The organism is Ruegeria sp. AD9 (assembly GCF_056542305.1).
In genome coordinates, this window is the sequence record NZ_JBQFZP010000007.1 from 123,469 (window position 1) to 149,160 (window position 25,692).

24 protein-coding genes are annotated in these 25,692 nt (G+C 56.9%); 12 read left to right on the plus strand and 12 right to left on the minus strand.

All coding sequences use genetic code 11. The features are described from left to right. From argC to ACR0AM_RS12545, 4 genes are all read right to left on the minus strand, one after another. A complete protein-coding gene (gene argC, locus ACR0AM_RS12530; protein WP_480623076.1) occupies window positions 1-1,029 on the minus strand; it encodes an N-acetyl-gamma-glutamyl-phosphate reductase in 1,029 nt (342 codons plus the stop codon). Between the two features lie 94 nt (window positions 1,030-1,123). Further along, the gene (murI, locus tag ACR0AM_RS12535; RefSeq protein WP_480623077.1) at window positions 1,124-1,933 is read right to left on the minus strand and encodes a glutamate racemase; all 810 of its coding nucleotides are present in this window, start codon (window positions 1,931-1,933) and stop codon (window positions 1,124-1,126) included. A gap of 8 nt (window positions 1,934-1,941) precedes the next feature. After that, window positions 1,942-2,820, minus strand: a complete 879-nt coding sequence (locus tag ACR0AM_RS12540) for a lysophospholipid acyltransferase family protein (RefSeq protein ID WP_480472591.1) — start codon at window positions 2,818-2,820, stop codon at window positions 1,942-1,944. A 78-nt stretch (window positions 2,821-2,898) separates the two neighbouring features. Next, window positions 2,899-6,318 carry an indolepyruvate ferredoxin oxidoreductase family protein gene (locus ACR0AM_RS12545; protein WP_480623078.1) on the minus strand — a complete coding sequence of 1,140 codons (3,420 nt, stop codon included), beginning with the start codon at window positions 6,316-6,318 and terminating at the stop codon, window positions 2,899-2,901. A 169-nt stretch (window positions 6,319-6,487) separates the two neighbouring features. Between ACR0AM_RS12545 and ACR0AM_RS12550 the strand changes: the two genes are divergently transcribed. The 6 genes from ACR0AM_RS12550 to grxD all read left to right on the plus strand — a co-directional run bounded on the left by ACR0AM_RS12550 (window position 6,488) and on the right by grxD (window position 13,501). Beyond that, window positions 6,488-7,396 carry a LysR family transcriptional regulator gene (locus ACR0AM_RS12550; protein ID WP_480472587.1) on the plus strand — a complete coding sequence of 303 codons (909 nt, stop codon included), beginning with the start codon at window positions 6,488-6,490 and terminating at the stop codon, window positions 7,394-7,396. A 271-nt stretch (window positions 7,397-7,667) separates the two neighbouring features. Continuing rightward, entirely contained in the window at window positions 7,668-9,914 is a 2,247-nt protein-coding gene (locus ACR0AM_RS12555) for a mechanosensitive ion channel family protein (protein WP_480623079.1), read from the plus strand. Window positions 9,915-10,094: 180 nt separating this feature from the next. Next, entirely contained in the window at window positions 10,095-12,254 is a 2,160-nt protein-coding gene (purL, locus tag ACR0AM_RS12560; RefSeq protein ID WP_480623080.1) for a phosphoribosylformylglycinamidine synthase subunit PurL, read from the plus strand. A 135-nt stretch (window positions 12,255-12,389) separates the two neighbouring features. Then, a complete protein-coding gene (locus tag ACR0AM_RS12565; RefSeq protein ID WP_267363417.1) occupies window positions 12,390-12,626 on the plus strand; it encodes a BolA/IbaG family iron-sulfur metabolism protein in 237 nt (78 codons plus the stop codon). Window positions 12,627-12,861: 235 nt separating this feature from the next. Further along, window positions 12,862-13,152, plus strand: a complete 291-nt coding sequence (locus ACR0AM_RS12570; protein ID WP_480623081.1) for a hypothetical protein — start codon at window positions 12,862-12,864, stop codon at window positions 13,150-13,152. Continuing rightward, entirely contained in the window at window positions 13,139-13,501 is a 363-nt protein-coding gene (gene grxD, locus ACR0AM_RS12575; protein WP_209596128.1) for a Grx4 family monothiol glutaredoxin, read from the plus strand. Before ACR0AM_RS12570 ends, grxD begins: the two co-directional genes overlap by 14 nt. Window positions 13,502-13,507: 6 nt before the next feature. Here grxD and ACR0AM_RS12580 read toward each other — a convergent pair whose 3' ends face one another. Genes ACR0AM_RS12580 through ACR0AM_RS12590 form a run of 3 tightly spaced genes read right to left on the minus strand, consistent with a single transcriptional unit; the run spans window position 13,508 to window position 14,990 of the window. Then, window positions 13,508-13,855, minus strand: coding sequence for an MliC family protein (locus ACR0AM_RS12580; protein WP_480623082.1), 348 nt, complete (start codon window positions 13,853-13,855; stop codon window positions 13,508-13,510). After that, window positions 13,852-14,247: a cell division protein ZapA gene (locus tag ACR0AM_RS12585; RefSeq protein ID WP_209504034.1), complete on the minus strand. Its 396-nt coding sequence runs from the start codon at window positions 14,245-14,247 to the stop codon at window positions 13,852-13,854. Before ACR0AM_RS12585 ends, ACR0AM_RS12580 begins: the two co-directional genes overlap by 4 nt. After that, window positions 14,247-14,990 (minus strand): hypothetical protein, encoded by a 744-nt coding sequence (locus ACR0AM_RS12590; protein WP_480623083.1) that lies wholly within the window; start codon window positions 14,988-14,990, stop codon window positions 14,247-14,249. The genes ACR0AM_RS12585 and ACR0AM_RS12590 overlap by 1 nt, the downstream gene beginning before the upstream one ends. Window positions 14,991-15,226: 236 nt before the next feature. Here ACR0AM_RS12590 and tkt point away from each other — a divergent pair, with 236 nt between their 5' ends. Beyond that, window positions 15,227-17,251, plus strand: a complete 2,025-nt coding sequence (tkt, locus tag ACR0AM_RS12595; protein ID WP_480623084.1) for a transketolase — start codon at window positions 15,227-15,229, stop codon at window positions 17,249-17,251. 55 nt (window positions 17,252-17,306) lie between these two features. Here the strand turns inward: tkt and ACR0AM_RS12600 are convergent, their stop codons facing one another. Next, the gene (locus ACR0AM_RS12600; RefSeq protein WP_480623085.1) at window positions 17,307-18,269 is read right to left on the minus strand and encodes a DUF808 domain-containing protein; all 963 of its coding nucleotides are present in this window, start codon (window positions 18,267-18,269) and stop codon (window positions 17,307-17,309) included. 181 nt (window positions 18,270-18,450) lie between these two features. Between ACR0AM_RS12600 and gap (ACR0AM_RS12605) the strand changes: the two genes are divergently transcribed. The 3 genes from gap (ACR0AM_RS12605) to gap (ACR0AM_RS12615) all read left to right on the plus strand — a co-directional run bounded on the left by gap (ACR0AM_RS12605) (window position 18,451) and on the right by gap (ACR0AM_RS12615) (window position 20,754). Next, window positions 18,451-19,452 carry a type I glyceraldehyde-3-phosphate dehydrogenase gene (gene gap, locus ACR0AM_RS12605; protein WP_480472565.1) on the plus strand — a complete coding sequence of 334 codons (1,002 nt, stop codon included), beginning with the start codon at window positions 18,451-18,453 and terminating at the stop codon, window positions 19,450-19,452. A 71-nt stretch (window positions 19,453-19,523) separates the two neighbouring features. Next, on the plus strand, window positions 19,524-19,667 hold the full coding sequence (locus ACR0AM_RS12610; protein ID WP_480493268.1) for a hypothetical protein: 144 nt from the start codon (window positions 19,524-19,526) through the stop codon (window positions 19,665-19,667). An 82-nt stretch (window positions 19,668-19,749) separates the two neighbouring features. Next, the gene (gene gap / locus ACR0AM_RS12615) at window positions 19,750-20,754 is read left to right on the plus strand and encodes a type I glyceraldehyde-3-phosphate dehydrogenase (RefSeq protein WP_480603753.1); all 1,005 of its coding nucleotides are present in this window, start codon (window positions 19,750-19,752) and stop codon (window positions 20,752-20,754) included. On the opposite strand, the gene coaD is transcribed toward gap (ACR0AM_RS12615), so the two are convergent. The 3 genes from coaD to ACR0AM_RS12630 all read right to left on the minus strand — a co-directional run bounded on the left by coaD (window position 20,746) and on the right by ACR0AM_RS12630 (window position 22,702). Beyond that, on the minus strand, window positions 20,746-21,237 hold the full coding sequence (gene coaD / locus ACR0AM_RS12620) for a pantetheine-phosphate adenylyltransferase (protein ID WP_209596116.1): 492 nt from the start codon (window positions 21,235-21,237) through the stop codon (window positions 20,746-20,748). The genes gap (ACR0AM_RS12615) and coaD overlap by 9 nt on opposite strands. A gap of 85 nt (window positions 21,238-21,322) precedes the next feature. After that, entirely contained in the window at window positions 21,323-21,760 is a 438-nt protein-coding gene (locus tag ACR0AM_RS12625) for a CBS domain-containing protein (RefSeq protein ID WP_209504042.1), read from the minus strand. A 60-nt stretch (window positions 21,761-21,820) separates the two neighbouring features. Next, window positions 21,821-22,702: a LysR family transcriptional regulator gene (locus ACR0AM_RS12630; RefSeq protein ID WP_480623121.1), complete on the minus strand. Its 882-nt coding sequence runs from the start codon at window positions 22,700-22,702 to the stop codon at window positions 21,821-21,823. Between the two features lie 125 nt (window positions 22,703-22,827). Between ACR0AM_RS12630 and ACR0AM_RS12635 the strand changes: the two genes are divergently transcribed. Next, window positions 22,828-24,327 carry a CoA-acylating methylmalonate-semialdehyde dehydrogenase gene (locus ACR0AM_RS12635; RefSeq protein WP_209596112.1) on the plus strand — a complete coding sequence of 500 codons (1,500 nt, stop codon included), beginning with the start codon at window positions 22,828-22,830 and terminating at the stop codon, window positions 24,325-24,327. Between the two features lie 239 nt (window positions 24,328-24,566). Continuing rightward, window positions 24,567-25,112, plus strand: coding sequence for a L,D-transpeptidase (locus ACR0AM_RS12640; RefSeq protein ID WP_480517736.1), 546 nt, complete (start codon window positions 24,567-24,569; stop codon window positions 25,110-25,112). A 68-nt stretch (window positions 25,113-25,180) separates the two neighbouring features. Here the strand turns inward: ACR0AM_RS12640 and ACR0AM_RS12645 are convergent, their stop codons facing one another. Beyond that, a complete protein-coding gene (locus tag ACR0AM_RS12645; RefSeq protein ID WP_480623086.1) occupies window positions 25,181-25,657 on the minus strand; it encodes a fasciclin domain-containing protein in 477 nt (158 codons plus the stop codon). Between the last annotated feature and the right edge of the window lie 35 nt (window positions 25,658-25,692).

Consider the following 25,692-nt stretch of genomic DNA (forward strand, 5'->3'; position numbering starts at 1 on the left):
TCACGGGAAAAGCGGGGCCATCATCAGACCCAGAGTTTCATCTTCACCTAACATCAGGTTCGCGTTCTGCAAGGCTTGCCCACTGCTACCTTTTGTCAGGTTATCCAGCGCCGCAATCACAATTGCGCGCCGCTCAATCCTATCCGCCACAACACCGATATGACAGAAATTCGACCCCCGCACATGGTGGGTTGAAGGAGTCTCACCCATCGACAGCATCTGGATGAACGGCTCGTCCGCGTAGGCTTTGGCAAGCGTTTCGTAGATGCTGTGCGGGTCGCCCTTCACATAGGTTGTGGCCAAAATACCCCTGTTTGCAGGGATAAGGTGGGGCGTGAACTGCACATGCACAGCCCGACCGGCAAGTTTCGAAAACTCCTGATCAAATTCACCAAGATGTCTGTGCGTCCCTCCGACGGAATAGGCGTTGCTGCCTTCGCTCAGTTCAGCGTGCAGCAGGTTTTCCTTCAATGACCGCCCTGCCCCTGACACGGCGCATTTCAGGTCCAGAACGATATCGTCCAGGTCAATGACCCCGGCAGATATCAGCGGCCGCAGAACATATTGCCCGGTCGCCGCATTGCACCCGGTGCCCGCAACAAGCCGTGCCCCCTTGATGTCTTCGCGGTAGAACTCGGTCAGACCATAGATCGCCTCTTCCTGCTGTTTTAGCGCGGTATGCGGATTGCCGTACCATTTTTCGTACTCGTCAGGGTCGGCCAGCCGGAAGTCGGCAGACAGGTCAATGATTTTCAGATCTTTCGGCAAGTCCCGGATCACTTCCTGACTGGTTTTGTGCGGCAAAGCGCAAAAACACAGGTCAACCTGCGAAAAGTCGATCTCGGAGATTTTGCACAGATCAGGCAGATCCATGTGGCGCAGATGCGGGAAAACCTGCGCCATGGTCATGCCAGCCTTACGTTCGGCGGCCAGCGCGACGATATCCATGTTCGGGTGCTCGGCGATCAGCCGCACCAGTTCAGCGCCGGTATAGCCCGAAGCGCCCAAAATTGCGATTTTATGGGTCATGTCAGACCTCTTTCACTTGAGTGTCACATGTTTCGACCGCCGATGTGACGGCCTTGAAATAAGGGAAGCAAAGTGGCTGCGTCCTTGACCTAAGTCAGGCAGCCTGGAACGAGATTTGTCGTCGGAGGAACTGCGTCGCCCGGTCGCTGACTACATTGGGTTTGCCAGTTGTCAGAAAACCACTCGGGCCCTCGCCCAACATGTTGGGGTGACGTTGCAGGTAATCCGCCAGACTGTCAGCAACAAGCGCACCCTGGCTGTAAACCTGCACATCTTCACCCAACGCCGCCTGGAATGCTTCGGCCATCAACGGGTAATGCGTGCAGCCCAGAATAGCAGCCTGAGGTTCTGGCATTTTGCGTTTCAGCGCATCCACATGGCTGCGCACCAAGGCTTCGGCCAGGATCATGTCACCGTCTTCTATGGCATCCACAACGCCGCCACAGGCCTGTGCCTCGACATCCACTCCGATGGCCCGAAATGCCAATTCCCGCTGAAAAGCCCTGCTGGACACGGTGGCAGGCGTTGCAAACAACGCCACATGTTTGACGGCCACTTCGCGCGGCGGGGAATTGTCGCCCCATTGCCGTTCGGTCAGTGCTTCGATCAACGGGACAAAAACGCCAAGAACGCGTTTGCCGCTGGGCACGCCTTCTTCCTGCATCCGCCGCAACGCTGCGGCGCTGGCGGTGTTGCAGGCCAGAATCACCAGATTGCAGCCACGCGACCACAGATCCTGAACCGCCTTGCGGGTCAGCTGATAGATATCCTCGGCATCACGCACACCGTATGGCGCGTGTGCACTGTCTGCAAAATACAGGAAATCAACGTCCGGCAGACGTTGCTGTGCGGCACTCAGGACGGTCAGACCGCCCAAACCGGAATCAAAGATACCTACTGCCATTAGATCATTCAGGCGCGATGCCGTTCCTCAAACTCATAGCCGTAATCATAGGACTTCAACGGCGTTGGAGACAGCTCATACGTGGCTTTGCGCAGGAAATCCATCATCTTGCGCGTATCCTTGCTGAGCGGGTCCAGAATGTCGCGCCTGATCGGCTCTCCGACTACGACCTTCACCGGTGTATCAACGCGTTTCTTGAACTCTTTGATCAGCAGGCCCATCCGCAAAGTACTGTGCAGATGGCTGGCGATCTGAAACAGACGAGAGGTGTGGCCATCAAAGAAAACCGGAACAACTGTGGCATTCGATTTTGCAACCATCCGCGCAGTAAACCCGCGCCAACCCGGATCCATGGGGTGGGAAAACGGCTTAACCCCGGTGCTGACCGTGCCGCCGGGAAAAATGCCGATCGCCCCGCCTTCGCCCAGATATGTGAGTGCGGTTTTGCGGGTCTCAAGGTTCAGCTGCATCGCCTCTTTCGTTTCATCAAACGAAATTGGCAGAATGATGCGATTCAGGTCTTCGGCCTTGCGAAACACCCGATGGGCCAGAATGCGGAAATCACCCCGCGTCTCGGACAGGATATGTCCCATCATCAGGCCATCCAGAATTCCGTAGGGATGATTGGCAATCAGGATCAGAGGACCGTCTTTCGGGATATTCGAAAGCGATCCCCCCGCCACGTCCAGTGTAAGCCCATAGCGTTCGACCATCACAGCCCAAAAGTCGCGCCCATTGGCAACGTCTTTCTCGTACCCGTCCGCGCGTTTGATCAGGCGCATACGGCCCGTCGTGTTCTCCATCAGCTTGATGACCATCCGCCCACCTTTGGTTTCGGCGGAATGCGCATAGGAAATGTCGCGAACGGCATGACGACGGGAAGGCATATGGGTCTCCGGTTTGCTGCCTGCAAAATAAGTGCAAGTAACGATTTTGCCTAGCTATCGTGACACGCTTGTGACGTTTTATTCCGCCGCAGCCTGCAACCCTGTCCCTCCGCCGCGAATGACGGTCAGCAACTCCTCGCGCCGTTTGGCTGCTTTGGCCTCGTTCTCGCGCAATACGGGGCCAAACCCACGGATATCCAGCGGCAAACGAGCCAGGGCGGCAATCGCATCGCGTGTTGTCTGCGATACAAGCGGCAGAACCTCGCGCATGTCCTTTTCATATTGACGGATCAACGCACGTTCCATCCTGCGTTCCGACGAATAGCCGAAGATATCCAGTGGCGTACCGCGCAGTGCCTTCAACCGGGTCAAAAGCTTCAGTGGGCCAAGGATGGCTTCGCCAAACGCACGTTTGCGGGGTCTGCCGTTGCTGCCCGATCCCCCCAAAAAGGGCGGGGCCAGATGGAACGTCATCTTGAAATCGCCATCGAACTCGGCAGCCGCTTTGTCACGGCTTGTCAGAAGAAGGCGCGCGACTTCGTATTCATCCTTGTAGGACAAAAGCTTGTGATAGCCTTTTGCCACCGCCTCGCGGATATCCGCATCCTCAACACTGTCGACCAGCTTGCGATACCGTTTGGCCAGCCGCGCACTTTGGTAATCGGTCAGATGGCTTGCGCGGAATTCGATCTTCTGATCCAGCGATCTGGGCATCTCGGTCACGGTCGGGGACAGAATGGACTGCACTTCAGCGGGATGCAGAACCGCCCAACGCCCGATATCGAACGCACGCTTGTTCCGTTCAATCGTAGTTCCGTTCAATTCGATGGCATCAAAGATCGCCTGATGGCGGACGGGCAACAACCCCCGCTGCCACGCCGCGCCAAAGATCATCATGTTGGAATAGATCGAGTCGCCCATCACGGCGCGTGCCAACTCGGTCGCGTCAAACAGCGAGACACCTTCTTTTAACCGTGCCTGGAGGGCCAGTTCCAGCTGATCGGCAGGAATTCGGAACTCGGTATTGCGCGTAAAGTCGCCTGTTACCGTCTCATGGCTGTTCACAACGGCGCCTGTACGGCCTGTGCGCGTCAGGCCCAAAGTTTTGGCTCCAGCGGACACCACCAGATCACCGCCGATCAGCGCATGGGCTTCGCCGGTTGCGACACGGATGGCGCTGATGTCTTCGGGTGCGTTGGCCAGACGGCAATGGATGTGAACCGCGCCGCCCTTCTGCGCCAAGCCCGCCATTTCCATCATGCCCGCGCCTTTGCCGTCAATCTGGGCAGCCTGCGCAAGAATCGCGCCCAGCGTGACAACACCGGTTCCCCCGACACCCGTGATCACCACGTTATGGGTGCCGCTGATCTTGGGCAACACCGGCATCGGCAGGTCCGGCAAGTCGATTTCGGTCGTTGCCTCTTTACGGATCTTCGCCCCCTCAAGCGTGACAAAGGATGGGCAAAAGCCGTTCAGGCAGGAATAGTCCTTGTTGCAGCTTGACTGATCGATGGCGCGCTTACGCCCAAGTTCTGTTTCCTTGGGCACAATCGACACACAGTTCGACTGCACCCCGCAATCGCCGCAGCCTTCGCAGACATCGGTATTGATAAATACGCGCTTGTCCGGGTCCGGGAACGTGCCGCGTTTGCGGCGACGGCGTTTTTCGGCCGCACAGGTCTGAACATAAACGATGACCGAGACGCCCTCGATCTCGCGAAATTTCTCCTGTACCTGCATCAGTTCCGCACGCTCGAACGTCTGAACACTCGACGGCAAAGCCTTGAAGTTCACGTCTTCCTTTTCGTCATAGACCAGAGCAACCTCACGGACACCCATGGCCTTGACCTCGGCAACGATCCGTTCTGCGGTCAGATCGCCTTCATTCTCCTGCCCGCCCGTCATGGCGACGGCATCGTTGAACAGGATCTTGAAGGTGATGTTCGTGCCTGCTGACAACGCCGCGCGGATCGCCTGAACGCCCGAGTGGTTATAGGTGCCATCGCCAAGGTTCTGGAACACGTGTTTGGTGGTCGAAAACGGTGCCTCACCGATCCAGTTCGCGCCTTCACCGCCCATCTGGGTAAAGCCGGTGGTGTTCCGGTCCATCCACTGAACCATGTAATGACAACCGATCCCTGCATAGGCACGGCTGCCATCGGGGACTTTGGTCGAACTGTTATGCGGACAGCCCGAGCAGAAATACGGAAGCCGCGTTGCAATTTCCTGTGCGTTGTCAGCCCGGCGTGCTTCGGATAATGAGGCCAGACCCGCACGAATACCATCGGTTTCGCGCCCTTCTTCGATCAGGATCTCACCCAGCTTTTCGGCAATCATGATCGGGTCCAGCGCGCCGCGGGTCGGGAACAGTTCATCGCGATGCAACGTACCGGCGCCGCCCTTGTACCACCCATAAACCCGGCGGCCGCGACGGTCGTCAAAGATAGCTTCTTTGACCTGAACTTCGATCAGCTTGCGCTTTTCCTCGACGATCACGATCAGGTCCAGTCCTTCGGCCCAGTCGTGGAACCCGACCATGTCCAGCGGGAAGGTTTGTCCCACCTTGTAGGTCGTGATCCCCAGCCGCTCGGCTTCGGACTCGTCGATGTTCAAAAGCGAGAGCGCATGGGTCAGGTCCAGCCAGTTCTTACCGGCCGCAACAAACCCGATCTTTGCACCCGGTTTGCCCCATATCCGCTTGTCCAGCTTGTTGGCATGTGAAAACGTCTCGGCTGCAAACCTCTTGTAATCGATGACGCGCGTTTCTTGCAGGTGCGGCGTGTCCCCAAGGCGGATATTCAAACCGCCTTCCGGCATATCGAAATCAGGTACGACAACCTGCATTCGGTCGGCGCGACCATCCACAACCGAAGTAACCTCGATTGTGTCCTTCATGGTCTTTAGCCCAACCCAAACCCCGGCAAAACGGCTGAGGGCATAGCCGTAAATTCCGTAGTCGAGGATTTCCTGCACGCCCGCCGGGCTGACGACAGGCATATACATATCCACCAGTGACCATTCGGACTGATGCAACACGGTCGAGCTTTCGCCAGTATGGTCATCACCCATCGCCATAAGCACACCGCCATGCTTGGCGGTACCGGCCATATTCGCGTGGCGCATGACGTCACCGGACCGATCTACGCCCGGCCCCTTGCCGTACCAAAGACCGAAAACCCCATCGAACTTACCGTCGCCGCGCAAGCCGGCCTGTTGGCTGCCCCACAGCGCTGTTGCCGCCAGATCTTCGTTCAATCCAAACTGAAACGTAACATCGCTTTGGGACAACTGCTTTTGCGCCCGCATCATCTGCTGATCAACAGCGCCCAGTGGCGAGCCACGATATCCAGTCACCAGCCCCGCAGTGTTCAGTCCCGCCTGCCGGTCTCTGGCCTTTTGCATCAGCATCAACCGGACAAGCGCCTGTGTTCCGTTCAGAAGAACGGGGCTTTTCTCAAGATCGAACCGGTCGTTTAACGTAATCTGTGGCTGACTCATCAGACGTCTCCCCTCGCCAGATCAGTGTGCATGTACTCAGCGCATTTTAGGTCATAATTTCTGACCTGTATAGGTTTTATGCACTGAACCGTAACGATTTCGGCCTTTGATTGTAGAACTTGTTACCTGTTTCATATAGGCGTTCGAAAAGATAACGAAAGTTGCGGCGATGGATTGGGACAAGCTTAGAATATTTCACGCGGTGGCCGATGCGGGCAGCCTCACACATGCCGGGGACAAGCTCAATTTGTCTCAATCCGCCGTGAGCAGACAGATCCGCGCGCTGGAAGAGTCATTGGATGCCACCCTTTTTCACCGTCACGCCCGGGGGTTGATTCTCACCGAGCAGGGTGAACTGTTGTTCGACGCCACATCCGCCATGTCAAAACGGCTGGACGCAGCAGCCGCGCGCATTCGCGACAGCGAGGAAGAGGTTTTTGGCGTTCTTCGGGTCACGACGACCTTTGGATTTGGCACGCTTTGGCTCGCCCCGCGCCTGCCCAAGCTTTATGAACAATTCCCTGATCTCAACATCGACCTGATGCTGGAAGAACGTGTTCTGGACCTCCCCATGCGAGAAGCGGATGTCGCCATTCGCATGAAGGAACCCAGTCAGGCAGATCTGGTGCGCAAACGCCTGATGACGGTTCAGATGGCGCTTTACGCTACGCAAAACTATATCGAAGCCCATGGTGGAATGCTGAAATCACTGGAGGATATCCAAAATCACCGGCTGATCTGTCAGACACCCGCGGCACCCCAAGTAGGTGCCAGTGCGGCCATGGTACGCCATCTTATGACCTACAATCCTGCTTCGCTGTTGACGGTGAACAACTACTTTGGCGTTCTTCAGGGTGTGTTGCACAATCTCGGGATTGGGGTTCTGCCAGATTACGTCACACAGGATTTCCCGCATCTTGTGCCGGTTCTGTCGGATATCGAAACCGCTGACGTGCCGGTGTATCTGGCCTATCCCGAAGAACTTCGACATTCAAAACGTGTCGGGGCGTTCCGTGACTTTGTGCAGGACGAGATTATCGCACAGCGCAAACAGCTGAAAAAGATGGGGAAACTATAGCTATGCACACAAAGCATAGCGGGCATGAGGTCATTTCAGGGTTAATTTCCTTGAACGTTCACAAACTGACCCCTAAATGAGCACTCGAAGACGGTGATGCTGAAACGCTCATCATCTTCATACCTCCCTGTTGGACTATGGCCGAGCTTATTGCTCGGCCTTTTTTTTGCTCAAGGTGTTGTATCAAGTCAGCGAAAGCTCTGGGAAAAATACACGCATAGGCATATGATCCCAAAAAAAACGAAACAATTTAGTGTTCGAGGGAAAATCCATGTTCCACCTATTCCGCCTTGTGTTGGCGATTGTCTCCGCTTTATTTTTGGCGGTTCCGCTATATGCGCAAGACACCGGCTCAACATCCACAGTGACCATTCCAGACGATTTAACGCCTGAACAGGTCGACGGTCTTGTTGCCCGCATGTCAGATGATCAGGTGCGCGCAATTCTTTTGGAACGCCTAGATGCGGTTGCCGAAAAACAGGCTGCCGAGAAGGCGAACGTGGAAGACCCGCTAACCGAAATAAGCGAAATATGGGCCGAGATGGTGTCGTCCTGGACACACGTTCTGACCACGCTTCCAAATATCGTCACAGCACAGATAACTGCGTTTGGCAATTTCAGCGACACGTTTGGAACGAACGGTGTCTTTACCCTGTTTGGGCTTATTCTTTCTGTGTTGATTGCTGGTTTAATAGCCGAGAAGCTGTTCATTTTCCTGACCCGTCGCTGGCATGAAGCGACCGAAGTTGGGGAGGAGGCTGATCTCAAGGGAGCTGTCAGTTATCTGTTCCGCAGGTTCTGTCGCGAAATTGCCGGGCTGATCGTGTTCTATGTCGTCATTCGCGCGATTGGTCGCGGGATTCTGACACCCGAACAGATCACCTATGCCGGTCCGTTTGTGTTCTATCTGATCTGGATCCCGCGCCTGGGGGCTGCGGCCTCACGTTTTGTTCTGGCACCGGAGAAGCCCAAATATCGGTTGGTGAGTATTGACGATCATTGGGCAAAGTATCTGCATCGCAATCTGATCGGGTTGTTGATCCTGATCGGGTTCACGCTGTTTGTTGTGCGCTTCAACGCTCTTAATGGCGTGACAGGCGACGATACACGCATCGGCTTCTGGCTGAACGCGGCAACCCATGTCTACATCGCTATCATCGCATGGACCGCGCGCGAAGGGCTGTCTCAGATGATGCTGGGAACAGATCCGGATCACACGAAATTCGATGAAGAAGTTGCGCATTATTATCCCTACTTCGCCATTGGCGTTTCGGTGACAATCTGGCTGCTGGTCGAATTCCTGGTCGCGCAACGCGATCCATCGACGCTGAGATTGTTGGGTCGTGGTGCGCATTTCACAACCATGTTCTGGTTGCTGATTGCCCCTGCTCTCGACACGTTGATCCGCGGGCTGGTACGCCATTTGCAGCCGCCGATGTCTGGCGAAGGCCCGCTGGCCGAACGCGCTCATCGCGCGGCCAAGCGCAGCTACATCCGGATTGGGCGGGTCATTGCCGGGCTGATCATTGTCTTCATGATCGCCCGCACCTGGCATCTTGACCTACGCAATGTCGCCTCGGCCGGTGTCAGTGCCGAAGTTGGCGGTGCTGTCATTGAATTCCTTCTGATCATCGCAGTCGGCTACATCCTGAACGAGGTCGTCTCACTATGGATCAACCGCAGGCTGGCCAAAGAGCAGACCGCGGCTGAAGCGGTCGACGAGGAAGCAAGCGGTGAAGGCGGCGGTGCCGGGGGCTCTCGTCTGGCGACGGTTCTGCCGCTGATGCGGATTACGGCCCAGATCACCATCTCGGTTATCTTCGGTCTGCTGGCACTGGGTGCGCTGGGTATCAACATCACACCGCTTCTGGCCGGTGCCGGTGTTCTGGGTCTGGCCATCGGCTTTGGAGCTCAGAAACTGGTGGCGGATATCGTCGGTGGTGTTTTCTTCCTGATCGATGATGCCTTCCGCGTCGGCGAATATGTCGATGTGGGCGGAACCACAGGAACGGTCGAAAAAATCTCGATCCGTTCGATGCAACTGCGCCATCACAGGGGGCCTGTGCACACAATCCCTTATGGTGAAATCCAGAAGCTGACGAATTACAGCCGTGACTGGGTGATCATGAAGCTGAAATTCACCGTGCCCTTTGATACCGATCCCAACAAGGTCAAGAAAATCTTCAAAAAGATCGGGGCCGAGATGATGGAGGACGAAACCCACAAAGAAGGCTTTCTGCAACCGTTCAAATCGCAGGGCGTGTTCGACTTCGACGATGTCGGCATGATCATTCGCGGTAAATTCATGGCAAAGCCCGGCAAGCAGTTCACCTTGCGCAAGGAGATCTTCAACAAGGTCAAGGCCGAGTTCAAGGCCAACGGCATTGACTTTGCCCGCCGCGAGGTGCGCGTTGCAATTCCCGGGCTGGAAGAGGTCGAGCATCTGACGCCCGAACAGAAGACTGCTGTCGGCGCCGCAGCTGCTGCCGAGGTCAACAAAGACCAGGGATCGGCGTAATCTTCAGGGTTTACGTCGGCGATTTGCAGCAGGACTGCTGTGCGGTTTAACGGAACCGGCCGTGATGCCGGTTCCGTTTTTCTTTGAAAGACGCGACCTGCGCCGTCTTGACCCTTTCCACACGCGCGCGCTTGCCCTACAAGGCGCGCAATCTCGGCCCACTTGGACACAGGACAGAAGATGCAAGAGCCCGCTATCACACCCGATCTGATTGCAGCACATGGGCTCAAGCCCGAGGAATATGACATGATCCTCGAGATCATCGGGCGTGAACCGACCTTTACCGAGCTTGGTATTTTCTCGGCGATGTGGAACGAACATTGTTCTTACAAGTCGTCGAAGAAATGGTTGCGCACTCTTCCAACCTCGGGGCCTCAAGTCATTTGCGGCCCGGGCGAGAATGCCGGTGTCGTGGATATCGGGGACGGTCAGGCCGTGGTTTTCAAGATGGAAAGCCACAATCACCCGTCCTACATCGAACCCTACCAAGGTGCGGCAACGGGTGTCGGCGGCATCCTTCGGGACGTGTTCACAATGGGCGCGCGCCCGATCGCTTCGATGAATGCGCTGTCCTTCGGTGAACCCGGCCACCACAAAACCCGCCAGCTGGTCAACGGCGTGGTCGAAGGTATTGGCGGCTATGGCAACTGTTTCGGTGTTCCCTGCGTTGGGGGCGAGGTCCGCTTTCACCCGGCTTACAACGGCAACTGCCTTGTGAACGCCTTTGCCGCCGGTTTGGCCGACAGTGACAAGATCTTCTACTCTGCCGCGTCGGGCGTGGGCATGCCGGTGGTCTATCTTGGTGCAAAAACTGGTCGCGACGGTGTTGGTGGCGCAACGATGGCCTCGGCCGAATTTGACGACACCATCGAGGAAAAACGCCCCACTGTTCAGGTGGGTGATCCCTTCACCGAAAAGCGCCTGATGGAAGCAACACTGGAGCTGATGCAGACCGGCGCCGTGATCTCGATTCAAGACATGGGTGCTGCGGGCCTGACCTGTTCCGCCGTTGAGATGGGCGACAAGGGTGGTCTGGGCGTGCGCCTGGATCTGGAAAACGTCCCCCAGCGCGAAGAGAATATGACAGCCTATGAGATGATGCTGTCCGAATCTCAGGAACGCATGCTGATGGTTCTCAAGCCCGAGCTTGAGGCCGAAGCCCGCGCCGTGTTCGAGAAATGGGACCTGGACTTTGCCATCGTCGGTGAAACGATTGCCGAGGATCGCTTCCTGATCATGCATAACGGTGAGGTCAAGGCCGATCTCGTCCTGTCCAAACTGTCTTCGACCGCGCCCGAATATGATCGCCCTTGGGTGCCGACGCCCGAAGCCGAAGACCTTGCCGAAGTGCCTCAGATCGACCCGATTGACGGCCTGCGTGCCCTGCTGTCGTCGCCCAACTACGCGGGCAAGCAGTGGGTTTATGAGCAGTACGACACGATGGTGATGGCGGATACAAACCGGACACCGGGCCTGGGTGCGGGTATGGTGCGTGTTCACGGCACCGACAAGGTGCTGGCGTTCACCTCTGACGTGACCCCGCGCTACGTCCGCGCCAACCCGGTTGAAGGCGGCAAACAGGCGGTGGCCGAAGCCTACCGTAACCTGACGGCTGTTGGGGCCAAACCGCTGGCCACAACAGACAACCTGAACTTCGGCAACCCGGAAAAGCCCGAAATCATGGGTCAGTTTGTCGGCGCCATTCAGGGCATCGGCGCCGCAGTCGGCGCGCTGGATATGCCGATCGTGTCCGGCAACGTGTCGCTGTATAATGAAACCGACGGTCAGGCGATCCTGCCCACCCCAACAATCGGCGCTGTCGGGCTGCTGAACCACAGCGATGAAATCATCGGCAACGAGGTGCGCGAGGGTCACGTGGCTTTGGTGATCGGTGAAACCAAAGGCCATCTGGGTCAGTCAGCCCTTCTGGCCGAAGTCTTCAACCGAGAAGATGGCGACGCGCCGCATGTGAATCTGGACGCTGAAAAACGCAACGGTGATTTCATTCGCGCCAATCGTGGAATGATCAAGGCCTGCACAGACCTGAGTGATGGCGGCCTTGCGCTGGCGGCCTTCGAACTTTCCGAGGCCGCCGGGGTTGGCGTGTGCCTGGATGATGCACCGACGGAATTCCTGTTCGGGGAAGATCAGGCGCGGTATCTGGTCGCGTGCAACTTTGATCAGGCCGAGGCGTTGATGATCGCGGCGGGTCAGGCAGGTGTGCCGCTGGTCTCGGTTGGCCGTTTCACCGGCGATACGATCAGGATCGGCGGCTCGGAGGCCTCGTTAGAAGACTTGAAGGCCATTTTCCGCAACAGTTTTGCCGACGCCGTCGCCTGATCAGGCTATAAAAATCTCGCTCGAAACCTGCGCCCTGAATAAGCGCAGGTTTCGTCGTTTTGGCACATTCATGTGCCCTTGCGCGCCCGGTTCAGGCGCTCTACATCTTTGGAAAGACCTTCAGGAGTTACCTACATGCCGATGAGTGCCCATCAAATCGAACACCTGCTGCGAGAAGCTTTTCCTGATGCGGATATTCAGGTCGGCGGCAACGACGGTGTTCATATGTCCGCCATGGTGGTGGACGAGAGCTTTCGCGGCAAAAACCGGGTGCAGCAACAACGCGCGGTTTATGCCGCGCTGAAAGGCAAGATGGATGGCCCAGATGGTGAGCTGCACGCGCTGGCGCTGACGACGAAAGTACCTGAGTGAGTGCAACCGTCTGGATATACGGCATTTGTGGACTGATTGCCTTTGTCGGCAGCGCCTTTATTGTCAGATCGGCAATGAAAAATAGGCGCTCCGACAAAATTCGGGGCGTGAAACCTGGTCACGGAGACCAATTGATAGACCACGGAACCGTGTTGGGAGGCGGCGGTGGTCATGTAACCGTGTCTCGGGTCACCAGAGACCCACAGGCCTACGCCAAAGCGATGGTTCCCAAAAAATGAATTCATGGCAGGTTTGGATATCAGCAATCGCAGCTTTGATAGTTGCCGCCGCGCTGATCGAAGCCTATGTGAAGCGGAGCAGAAAACGCAACCTCGCCGACATGCGTCCAGATCCGGGTGAACTCAGCAAAGTGGGCGGCCTTGAGAGATACGGGCTTGATCCGGTGAAAATGGCGCAGGCCGAACACCGGCGGCTTGAAACGGAAGGATGGGCACCCAGCTTGCCCAGTGATGGAACAATCCCCGCAGATGCGGATGAAAAGGAAATACAAAATGACCGACGTTAAGACCCAGATCGACGAAACCGTCAAAGCCAACGATGTGGTGCTGTATATGAAAGGCACCAAGGAAATGCCGCAATGCGGGTTCTCCTCGCGCGTGGCCGGGGTGTTGAACTACATGGGCGTTGAATACACGGATGTGAACGTTCTGGCCGATGAAGAGGTGCGTCAGGGGATCAAGGATTATTCCGACTGGCCGACCGTGCCCCAGCTTTATGTCAAAGGCGAGTTCGTTGGCGGCTGCGATATCATCACCGAGATGACGCTGTCGGGTGAACTGGATGCGTTGTTCGATGAAAACAACGTCGGCTACAACAAGGAAGCAGCCGACAAAATTCGCGAAGCAAACGCGTAATCCAGCCTAACGGCTGGAACAACCCCGGTAGATCTCCTGCTCAACGGCGGCGCCTGCCGCCAAATAGCTTACGGACGCGTCCCACCCTTTCGAACGCAGGATGTAGGTTCCACCATCACCAATGGATTCGTAGCGGATACCAGACCCGCTTTGGACCTGACGCATCACAACCAGAGAATTGTCCACCAAGGTTGCCGCTGCACCCGTACTGTCCGGCGCGTTGAAATAGGTGACAGGCAGCGGTATTCCGTTCTCGCAGGTGAAGGTGACAGACAGAATATCGATCTCAGCCAATGCTGTTGTCGCGGGCGCAATCAGCGCCACCGCACAGATGAATTTGCTCAGGAACTTCATCGTGCCTTTTTCTCCTCAACTACTGCGGCCAGCGCTTCGGCCCGTGCCGCCAGTTCGGCCAGCGTATCTGTAACGGATGGTGGAACCACAGCCACTTCAATGCGCTCAGGTTCGGGCGCCGGGGCGCTTCGCAGCGCCTGAAGCTCGGCTTCGGCTTCGGCCAGTTTCCCTTCGAGCGACTTGACCTTGTCCTCTGTCGCCGCAGTCTTGTCGGCCAGCATCAAACCGGCCATCAGCAACATGCGGGATTCCGGCATACGACCGATCTGATCGGACAGCACCTGCGCCTCGTCGTCCAACACTTTGGCGGCAGCGTGCAGAAAGGGCTCTTCCCCGTCCCGGCAGGATACGTCAAAACCGCGCCCGCCGATATGAATGGTCACTTCGGGCATTACTCTACCTCACCTTCAACAAGTTTCGCCTGCGAGAGCAGAGGTTCCAACCTTGCAAGAACGGCCTGCGCTTCGGCGGCGTCTGACGCCTGCGCCGCGCGCGTTGCTTCCAGTTCCGCGACGGTGGCCCGGTTCAGCAGCTCGGCATCTGCGACACCTTCGGCGGCGGCGGCGCGCAATTCGTCTATCGCAGTGCGCAACTGCTCGTTTGCCTTGCGCATCCGTTGCAGATCGTCGTCCAGCCGCGACATTGCAGCGCCGTGGCTGGTCCGTTCAGCGCGCAGCATCTCAAGCTCGGCGCTCAGGTCGTCGACGCGGACAGTGTCTGACAGTTCTTCCTTTAGACGGCTGTTTTCCGCCTTCAGCGCCTCCAGCTCGGTGCTGTTGTCCAATGCGGCCTTGGCTTCGGCCAATTCAGCGCGCGCGGCTTCGACCGTCGCGATTTTCGCACGGGCTTCTTCCAGCTCGGATCGCAGAGCGTCTGTTTCGGCTGTATTGGTCGGAGCGCTTCGCAACTCCTCAAGATCGGCTCTCAGCCCATCCACTTCCTGTTCGTGCTGTTCCTTTAGGGTTCTCAGACGTTCCTGAAGCTGCGCGTTCGCAACTTTTTCATCTTCAAGCGCTGCCTGGAGGCCGTCATCCGGCCGGGCATCCACGGACGCGCCGCCCAATGCGTCGACGCCCGCTCCGATACGGTCCATCGCCGCAATAATGCGGTGCTGTAATTCCTCAAGTTGGCTCATGCCCCTGTCACCTCTTTATCAAGGTTCATTCTGTTGCGAAGCGATCCGAATCAAAATCGAATCCCGCCTGCCGCCAGTCTAACGGAATGCGACAGAAAATACCCACTGTTTGCTTTCAACCACTTGGACCACGCAGTTCACGCAATCCAAGCGGATAAACCCCGGTTCTGCTTGCACTTTGGGTGCTGAGTGGTATTGAGCCCGCAATCTGCTTTTTATCCAAAGGAACAACGCCCGTGGACCTGACTGCGCTGCGCAATGCCAACCCCGAACACTGGGACAAAGCTGCGGCCATCCGCACATTGACCCTTGATGCCGTCGCCGCTGCAAACTCCGGACATTCCGGTATGCCCATGGGCATGGCGGATGTCGCGACTGTCCTGTTCGAAAAGCATCTGAAGTTTGACGCCTCGGCCCCGAACTGGCCGGATCGTGACCGCTTCATCCTGTCCGCAGGCCATGGTTCGATGCTGGTCTATTCGTTGCTGTACCTTACGGGATATGCAGATGTGACGCTGGAGGAGATCAAGAATTTCCGCCAGCTGGGCGCAAAAACCGCAGGCCACCCAGAAAACTTTCTGGTCGCTGGTGTTGAAACCACGACCGGACCGCTGGGTCAGGGTATCTCGAACGCCGTGGGCTTTGCGATGGCCGAGGAAATCCAGCGCGCGCATTATGGCAAGAAGGTTGTCGACCACTATACCTATGTCATCGCGGGCGACGGCTGCCTTATGGAAGGCGTAAGCCAGGAGGCAATCACCCTGGCCGGTCGTCACGAGCTGAGCAAGCTGATCGTCTTCTGGGACAACAACAACATCACCATCGACGGCACCGTCGACATCGCCGACCGCACCGATCAGGTTCGCCGCTTTGCGGCCTCGGGCTGGCATGTGATCGAAATCGACGGTCATGACCCCAAGGCCATCGACGCGGCCATCGTTCAGGCGAAGAAGTCGAACAAGCCGACCATGATCGCGTGCGAAACCCACATCGCTTTGGGCCACGCGGCTCAGGACACGTCAAAGGGGCACGGTGCGCTGACCGATCCGGATCAGCTGAAGGCTGCCAAGAAGGCCTATGGCTGGACGCATGACGCGTTTGACGTGCCTGCCAATGTCAAATCCGCATGGGAAGCCATCGGTGCGCGTGGCGCTGCCGAGCGTGCGGAATGGGAAGCGCGTTTCGCACAACTGTCCGAGCGTAAGCAGGCTGAGTTCACCCGCGCCTATGCGTTCGAGGCCCCCAAGCGTCTGGCCGGAGCCATTCGCGCCTTCAAAAAGCAGATGTCCGAAGACCAGCCGAAACTGGCCACCCGTTCGTCGTCGGAGAAGGTCCTGAACGTTGTAAACCCGATCATGACCGAAACCGTTGGCGGTTCGGCGGACCTGACCGGGTCAAATAACACAAAATCGGCCGATATGGGTGTGTTCCTTCCGGAAAACCGCAAGGGTCGCTATATCCATTATGGTATCCGTGAACACGGCATGGCGGCGGCGATGAACGGCATGGCGCTGCATGGTGGTATCCGCCCCTATGGCGGTACATTCATGGCCTTCACCGATTATGCCCGCCCGTCCATGCGTCTGGCGGCGCTGATGAAGATCCCTTCGGTTTTCGTGATGACCCATGACTCGATCGGTCTGGGCGAAGACGGCCCGACCCACCAGCCTGTCGAGCATCTGGCGATCTCGCGTGCAACCCCCAACACTTTTGTCTTCCGCCCGGCTGACACCATTGAAACGGCCGAGGCATGGGAACTGGCGCTGACCTTCAAGGACAGCCCCTCTGTCCTGTCGCTGACCCGTCAGGGTGTTCCAACGGTACGTACCGAGCACAAGACCAAGAACCTGACCGCACAAGGTGCTTACGTTTTGGCCGAAGCAGAAGGTAAGCGTCAGGCAATCCTGATCGCCACAGGTTCCGAAGTGTCGCTGGCCATGGAAGCCAAAGCGATGCTCGAGGCCGAGGGCATCGGCACCCGCGTCGTCTCGATGCCGTGCATGGAGCTGTTCGCACAGCAGGATGAAGCCTACCGCAAGCGCGTCCTTCCGGCGGGTCCGGTCCGCGTTGGTATCGAAGCCGCGGTTCGCGCTGGTGGCTGGGATCGTTGGTTGCTGGGTGAACGTGGCCGCGAAGCCAAAGCCGGGTTCATCGGCATGTCCAGCTTTGGTGCCTCGGCCCCTGCGGGAGAACTGTACAAGCATTTCGGCATCACCGCCGAAGAGACCGTAGCAAAGGTCAAGGAATTGTTGGGGCTGTAAATCAGTCCCACCTGATCGAGCAAAGGGCGGCCTTGGCCGCCCTTTTCATTTGGGTTCAATGTGTTTTAGTATTCTTTGAAAGCAACGGGGCAACCAGCTTGGTTGCCAACGGGATCAGAACAAACCCCCATGCCAAGCCAAAAACACCGTCCATGGTTGCTTTGGCGATCCACTCGGCAACATTCGTCCATTCCTCAGAAACCGTATGCCCAATAGCATAGGCCCAGTCATGGATATGATGGCCCAACCATCCAAAGCCCAACACCTCCATCCCGTGGATGACGATCGAGCCCCCCACCCACAGCATCGCCGCTGTTCCGACAATGGACAGTGTTTTCATCACCCCGGGCATTGCCTTGACCAACCCTCGGCCCAGACCGCGACCGATAGGTGTCGGCGCGTTCTGCGCCAGATAAAGCCCAACATCATCCATTTTCACGATCAGAGCCACCGACCCATAGACGGCCACCGTCACGCCGATCCCCACAACGGCCAGCGTCGCGGCCTGCATCCATAGGTTCGGGGCTTCGATCGCCGCCAGTGCAATGGTCATAATCTCGGCAGACAGAATAAAATCGGTCTTGATTGCGCCCTTGACCTTCTGCTCTTCCAGATGGCCCGGGTCCCGGTTTTTCATATCCTCTTCAATTACATGGCTACCATGAGGAAACAGGACGTGAAAAATCTTCTCGGCGCCTTCAAAACACAAATATGATCCACCCAGCATCAACAGTGGGGTGATCAGCCACGGGGCGAAATTGGCCAGCAACAAGGCCACCGGCAACAGGAGTATGATTTTGTTGAAAACCGAACCGCGCGCGATACGCCAGATGATCGGCAATTCGCGCGCCGGGGCAAAGCCCTGAACGTATTTTGGTGTTACCGCAGCGTCGTCAATGATTACGCCTGCAGTCTTGGCCCCTGCCTTGCCTGCCGCAGCCACGACATCATCCACCGATGTCGCCGCGACCTTGGCGATCCCGGCCACATCGTCCAACAAGGCCAAAAGACCACTCACTGCGTTTCCTTTCCCGTTCGCTGCCGCATCCGGACCCTACCTGATCCAACGGCTAGCGCAAGCGTTAGCGCAACCGTCGCAGGTTTGCGCTAACACCTTAAAAATATGCCGTTTTTGCCCTTTTGAGATTCCCATTTCGCCGCTATATGGCCCTCAACGCAAGCGCATCAGGAGACGTCACATGACCATCAAGGTCGGTATCAATGGTTTTGGCCGTATTGGCCGCTGCACCCTGTCGCACATCGCCGCGTCGGGGCGTAACGACATCGAAGTGATCAAAGTCAACGCAACCGGCCCATTGGAAACCTCTGCGCATCTGCTGAAATATGACAGCGTTCATGGGCGTTTCCCGCGCGAAGTTTCAATCGAAGGCAACACGATGGATCTGGGTCGTGGCCCAATGCAGATGTTTTCGACCTACGATATGAATGAACTGGACTGGGAAGGCTGTGACGTCGTTCTGGAGTGCACCGGTAAATTCAATGATGGCACCAAGGCCAAAACACATCTGGATCGCGGTGCGGGCAAGGTGCTGCTGTCCGCCCCCGGCAAAAACGTCAACAAGACCATCGTTTTTGGTGTGAACCACAACACCCTGACCGCGAACGACAATATGGTGTCGAACGGCTCCTGCACAACAAACTGCCTGGCCCCGCTGGCCAAGGTGCTGGACGAGGGTGTCGGCATTGAACATGGCATCATGACCACCATTCACGCCTATACCGGAGACCAGCCCACGCTGGACCGTCGCCACAGCGACCTCTATCGCGCCCGCGCTGCCGCAATGTCGATGATCCCGACCTCAACCGGTGCTGCCAAAGCTTTGGGTGAAGTTCTGCCAAACCTGAAAGGCCGTCTGGACGGGTCTGCCATCCGGGTCCCTACCCCGAATGTTTCTGCGGTTGACCTGACGTTCCGTGCGTCGCGTGACACCTCGGTGACCGAAATCAACGCAATCGTCGAAGAAGCAGCCAAAGGCCCGATGCAGCGTGTTCTGGGATATGAGCCCGCGCCGCTGGTATCAACCGATTTCAACCACACCGAAGAAAGCTCGATCTTCGCACCCGACCAGACCCGCGTCGTCAATGATCGCATGGTGCGCGTGCTGGCCTGGTATGACAACGAGTGGGGCTTTTCGGTTCGCATGGCAGACGTAGCCGTCGCCATGGGCCGCCTTAACTGACCCTTCGGACTTCGCTTGTACGTTGGTGCCCGCTCAGGTTATCTGAGCGGGCATTTTCATTCGGAACCGACATGAACAATCAAATTGCTATGTGGCTTGGCGTCCTATTGCTTGGGGGCATGATGCTGGACGTGGCCTTGTATGGTACCGAGCACATGTTGTTCCTCGGCAAGAAGCTTTACGACTTTCTGGACTGGCTCGCTTTTTGGCGATGACAGAGGTTTTTCTTGACATTTCTCTTGATCTGTAATTGTTAGCGCTAACTCATATAACTGAGATATTTGTACGGAGCGAACCATGACCCTGAAACTAGCGATCAACGGATTTGGACGGATCGGGCGCGGGGTTCTGCGCGCGGTGATGGAAAGCGGACGTACAGACGTTGAGATCGTCGCGATCAACGACTTGGGCAAACCCGACATGAACGCGCATCTATTCGAGTTTGACAGTGTTCATGGCCGTTATCCCAACCCTGTCACGCTTACAGACGCCGGCATGGATGTGGGGCGCGGCCCGATCCGCCTGAGTAGTGAGCGTAATCCCGAAGACCTGCCTTGGTCTGATATCGACGTTGTTCTGGAATGCACCGGGGTTTTCCGCACCCGCGAAGCAGCGGAACGTCACTTCAAGAACGGATCGCGGAAAGTCCTGATCTCAGCCCCTGCACGGGGTGACGGCGGTGTGAAAACCATCGTCTTTGGTGTCAACGATAACGAACTGACCGCCGACGATCTGATCGTATCGAACGCATCCTGCACCACGAATTGCCTTTCTCCGGTTGCCGCAGCTTTGGACGCTGGTCTTGGCATCAAACATGGCAACATGACCACCGTTCACGCCTATACCGCCAGCCAGCCGGTGCATGACACAGTTGGAAAAGACCCCTACCTGTCGCGCGCCGCAGCCCTGTCGATGATCCCCACCACAACCGGTGCAGCCGCCGCTGTGGGGCTGGTACTGCCGCAACTCAAGGGCAAATTGACCGGTCAGGCCATCCGGGTACCCACCCCGAACGTTTCGGTCGTTGATCTGGTTGCCGAGGTTTCGCGCCCAACGACCGAAGATGAGGTCAATCAACTTTTCATTGACGCCGCAGCAAAGATCCCTGGTGTTCTGGCGGCGGAAAGCCGTCCTCTGGTCTCGGTCGATTTCAACCACGACTCGCACAGCTCGACGGTGTCACTGGCAGAAACCAAAGTCACCGACGGCACGCTGGTTCGCGTGCTGGCCTGGTATGACAACGAATGGGGCTTTTCGAACCGGATGCTGGATACGGCCGCCTCGATGGGTGCCCTAGCCTAACCGCTCGCGCAGTGCGGCATTGACACGGGGCGTGACAAACTTTGACACGTCCCCGTTCAAGCGGGCAATTTCTTTCACCAGTTTTGAAGCAATCGCCTGATGGCGTGCTTCGGCCATCAAAAAAACAGTCTCGATCGAGTCGTCCAGTGCGCGGTTCATACCAACCATCTGGAACTCATACTCGAAATCCGCGACAGCGCGCAAACCGCGCACAATGATCTGTGCACCTACATCCCTCGCACAATCGATCAATAGATTTTCGAAGGGATGAGCGATGATTTCCGTGCCGGTTTGTTCGGTCAGTTCGGCACATTCGGCCTCGATCATGGCGACGCGCTCTTCCAGCGAGAACAACGGGCCTTTGTCCCGGTTGATGGCGACGCCAATGACCAGTTTATCCACCAATGCCGCCGCCCGGCGAATGATATCGATGTGCCCTATGGTGATAGGGTCAAAGGTTCCCGGATACAAACCAACCCGCATCGCGCCCTCCTGCGCAACAAAATTTCTGCGCAAGCAAACACAACTTTGCTGCAGGTGCAAGTGATTGCTTTGGCACCCCTTGCTGTTAGTGCCCCATTATCATGCCTTCCAGAGCGTCTTTTTCCATCGCCAGTTCGGCCAGTTGGGCCTTTACCACGTCACCAAGTGTGACGATGCCGATCAGTTTACCGTCTTCGACAACCGGCATATGGCGAAAGCGCCCTTCTGTCATGCGGGCCATGATATCCTGAACAGAGGCCTGACGCGTCGTCGTGATCAGGTCCTGCGTCATGTAAGATTTTACAGGCTGGTCGAGACAGCCACTACCGCTGGCGGCAAGCTCACGGACGATGTCGCGCTCAGACAGAATTCCAATTGCGGTTTTTCCGCCATCGTCAGAAACAACAACCGTCCCGATCCGCTTTTCCGCAAGAATCTTCGAGGCTTCTGAAACTGTCGCCGTTGGCGCCACCGTTACAACGCCGTCTGTCGCTTTGGACGTCAGGATAGCCTGTACCAACATGAAGAATTCCTCCGGAATAATAACACTTATTCCAAAGCGTTGCGCGATTGTGGCGACCTGTCAAGCACCGGCATCTGCTTCCAATCGAAGCACTTCCTCGCGAATGCCGCGTGTCAGGGCATCGGCAAAGCGGTTCAACCGTTCGTTGCGCTGATCTCCTTCATGCCGGACCAGATAGAAACTGCGCGTCAGACTCACTTGATCCGTCAGGATTTTCCGAAGCCCCGGATGGAAAGGCAACGTAAAGTCATGTGCCACACAAACGCCTGTTCCCAAACTGACCTGCCGCAATTGCACCGAGACCGAGTTCGATGCAAGCGCGACACGGTCAACCCCAATATCGTTCAGGTAATCCAGTTCGCGGTCAAAGATCATGTCAGGGATGTAACCGATCAACCGGTGCCCCTTGAGGTCAGCGACCGAGTGGATTGGATCGTGACGTTTCAAGTATTCGTCGGTCGCGACCATGTGCAATTTGTAATCACTGATTTTCTTGACCAAAAGCTGCCCTGCGGTTGGCGCGCTGACGGTCACGGCCATATCGGCCTCGCGCCTTGAAAGGTTGATCACCCTCGGCAGAGCCAGAATCTGAATATCCAGTTCCGGGTTTGAATCGCTGATCTTGGCACAGACTTGGGGCAACAGGTAATTTGCACTGCCATCTGGCGCGCCTATTCGGATTTGCCCGCTGAGTGATTTCGTGGATCCGGCCACAGCTCCGGCCGCTGCGCGCATCGCCTCTTCTGCATGCAACCCATGCTCCAACAGGCGCTGCCCTGCCGGTGTCAGGACATATCCCTGCTGCGACTTTGTGAACAACGCAGAATCCAGCGTCGTTTCCAATCGCGCAACACGTCGCCCCACCGTAGCGGGATCGATTTTCAGGATACGACCAGCGGAGGAAAGACTTTCCTCGCGCGCCACGGCCAGAAAGATCCGCATATCGTCCCAGTTTGGGGTCACACCGTTAACCTTTGCATTTTTGCAAAACTCTTTTGAGACATTGCCTCTGTTCGCGGGATTTCTGCAAGCCTATTGTGCGCACAAATCTATCGGAGGAGTTATTGATGCAAGATCTGACCCATTTCCTGAACGGCGAAATGGTCGCCGGTACATCCGGTCGTTTCGACAACGTCTACAACCCGGCAACGGGCGAGGTTCAATACAAGTGCCCGATGGCCAGTGCTGCGGAAACCACGGCGGCGATTGAGGCCGCAGCCGCTGCCCAGCCCGAATGGGGCGCAACCAACCCTCAGAAACGTGCACGTGTCATGATGGCAATGGTCGGCCTGATGAACCGCGACATGGACAAGCTGGCCGAAGCACTTAGCCGCGAGCACGGCAAGACCATCCCTGATGCCAAAGGCGACTTGCAGCGAGGTCTGGAGGTGATCGAATACTGCATCGGTGCACCGCAGATGCTGAAGGGTGAGTTCACCGACAGCGCAGGCCCCGGCATCGACATGTATTCCATGCGCCAGCCGCTGGGCGTCGTGGGTTCGATCATGCCCTTCAACTTCCCTGCGATGATGCCCCTGTGGCATGTCGGTCCTGCACTGGCCTGCGGTAACGCCGTTGTTCTGAAACCGTCCGAGCGTGACCCCTCGGTTCCGCTGATGCTGGCTGAGCTGTTCGTCGAAGCCGGTCTGCCCAAGGGTGTGTTCCAGGTCGTGAATGGCGACAAAGAGGCCGTTGATACGATCCTCGACAGCGAGATCATTCAGGGCGTCAGCTTTGTGGGGTCTACCCCGATCGCTCAGTATATCTATAGCCGCGCCACAGCAAACGGCAAACGCGCGCAGTGTTTTGGTGGTGCCAAGAACCACATGATCGTCATGCCGGACGCCGATCTGGATCAGGCCGCCGACGCGCTGGTCGGTGCCGGGTTTGGCGCAGCTGGCGAACGCTGCATGGCAATCTCTGTTGCGGTTCCCGTTGGTGAAGAAACCGCGGACAAGCTGATCGAAAAGCTGATCCCACGCGTCGAAAAGCTGAAAGTAGGCCCCTACACCGCTGGTGACGATGTCGACATGGGCCCTGTTGTAACCGCCGCCGCGAAAGAACGTATCCTTGGCCTGATCAATTCGGGTGTCGAGCAAGGCGCAAAGCTGGTCGTCGATAACCGTGATTTCAGCCTGCAAGGTTATGAGGACGGTTTCTTTGTCGGCCCGCACCTGTTTGACCACGTCACTCCGGACATGGACATCTACAAACAAGAGATCTTTGGCCCGGTTCTGTCGACTGTCCGTGCAGGTTCCTACGAAGAGGCGATCGGCCTGGCGATGGACCACGAATACGGAAACGGAACAGCGATCTTTACCCGCGACGGTGACACAGCGCGCGACTTTGCCAGCCGGATCAATATCGGCATGGTGGGCATCAACGTTCCGATCCCCGTTCCGCTGGCCTACCACACTTTTGGTGGTTGGAAAAAATCCATGTTTGGTGATCTGAACCAGCATGGCCCGGACAGCTTCAAGTTCTACACCCGCACCAAAACAGTGACCGCACGTTGGCCGTCGGGCATCAAGGAAGGTGGCGAGTTCAACTTCAAAGCCATGGACTGATTTCAGCCTGCACGACCATGGAACCCGGCCCCATTCAGGGCCGGGTTTTTGCATCTTTCCGCCGACCAGCTTTCAAATTCCCCGCGCTCACAAGAAATTCAGGTGCGTCGCTCTGGAAAATTGCGTCCAATGGAAATATCTTGCCGCCAAATACACAGCGAGCAGTGAACTTACCGGAGGCAACCTTGTCCCAATCCCGAATAACCCGTCGTTCCGCCCTGCTGGGCGTTGCATCCCTGATGGCGACCCCCGCCCTTGTTCGGGCACAAAGCACTGATGCTTTCCCGCAAACCGAAGACGCGATCAGCACACAGTTGCCGGTACGGCGCAATGTGTCGTCCTTCTCGCAGCAAAACTGGCAGGACCATTTTGATGAGCTGGGCGTAGGCTGCCTGTTGGCCGACATTACCAGCCGCGCGGTTCACTATTGGGCACCGGATGGCACCTATAAGCTGTACCCCAGCTCTGTTCCCATGAGCGAAGAGCTTACAAAACGCGGCTACACAAAAGTTGTGCGCAAGACCGAGTTTCCAAGCTGGACACCGACTGCCTCGATGCGCGAGCGTGACCCCAGCCTGCCTATTCGGATCGATGGCGGTGATCCTGGAAACCCGCTGGGCACACGTGCAATGTACTTGGACTGGCCCGCTTACCTGGTTCATGGCACGCATGACACCCGCAAGATCGGCCGGCAGAGCTCGTCTGGCTGTATCGGCCTTTACAACCAGCATGTCGAAGAACTGTATCCGCTGGTTAAGGTCGGCACACAGGTTCGTTTGATCTAATCTACCAGCTCAGAAAAGCAAAAGCCCCGGTCATACGCCGGGGCTTTGATCTCTTAAGGAACAGAGCGTCATTCCGGCAGGATAACAGCGTCGACCACGTGGATCACGCCATTGCTGGCTTCAATATCTGCCTGTATGACCTTGGCGTCATTCACTTTGACGCCGTTTTTGGCATTCACGCTAAGCCGATCACCCTGAACAGTCAGAACCTTGGCGCGCTTGCCAGCAATGTCGCCGGACATCACTTTGGCTGGTACTACATGGTATGTCAGGATCGATACGAGTTGATCCTTGTTCTCCGGCAACAACAACGTTTCCACCGTGCCTTCGGGTAGATCGGCAAAGGCTTCGTCTGTCGGGGCAAAGACGGTGAATGGACCTTTTCCTTTCAAGGTATCTACCAAACCTGCGGCTTGAACTGCGGCCACCAACGTGTTGAACGATCCGGCTGCTATAGCGGTATCAACGATATCTGCAGCCTGCGCCTTGAGCGGCATGGCAAATGCAAATGCGGCGGCGGCACCCATAAAAGTACGACGAAACATGGCTGTCTTCTCCTCTCCAGCTTGTTATGGAAAGG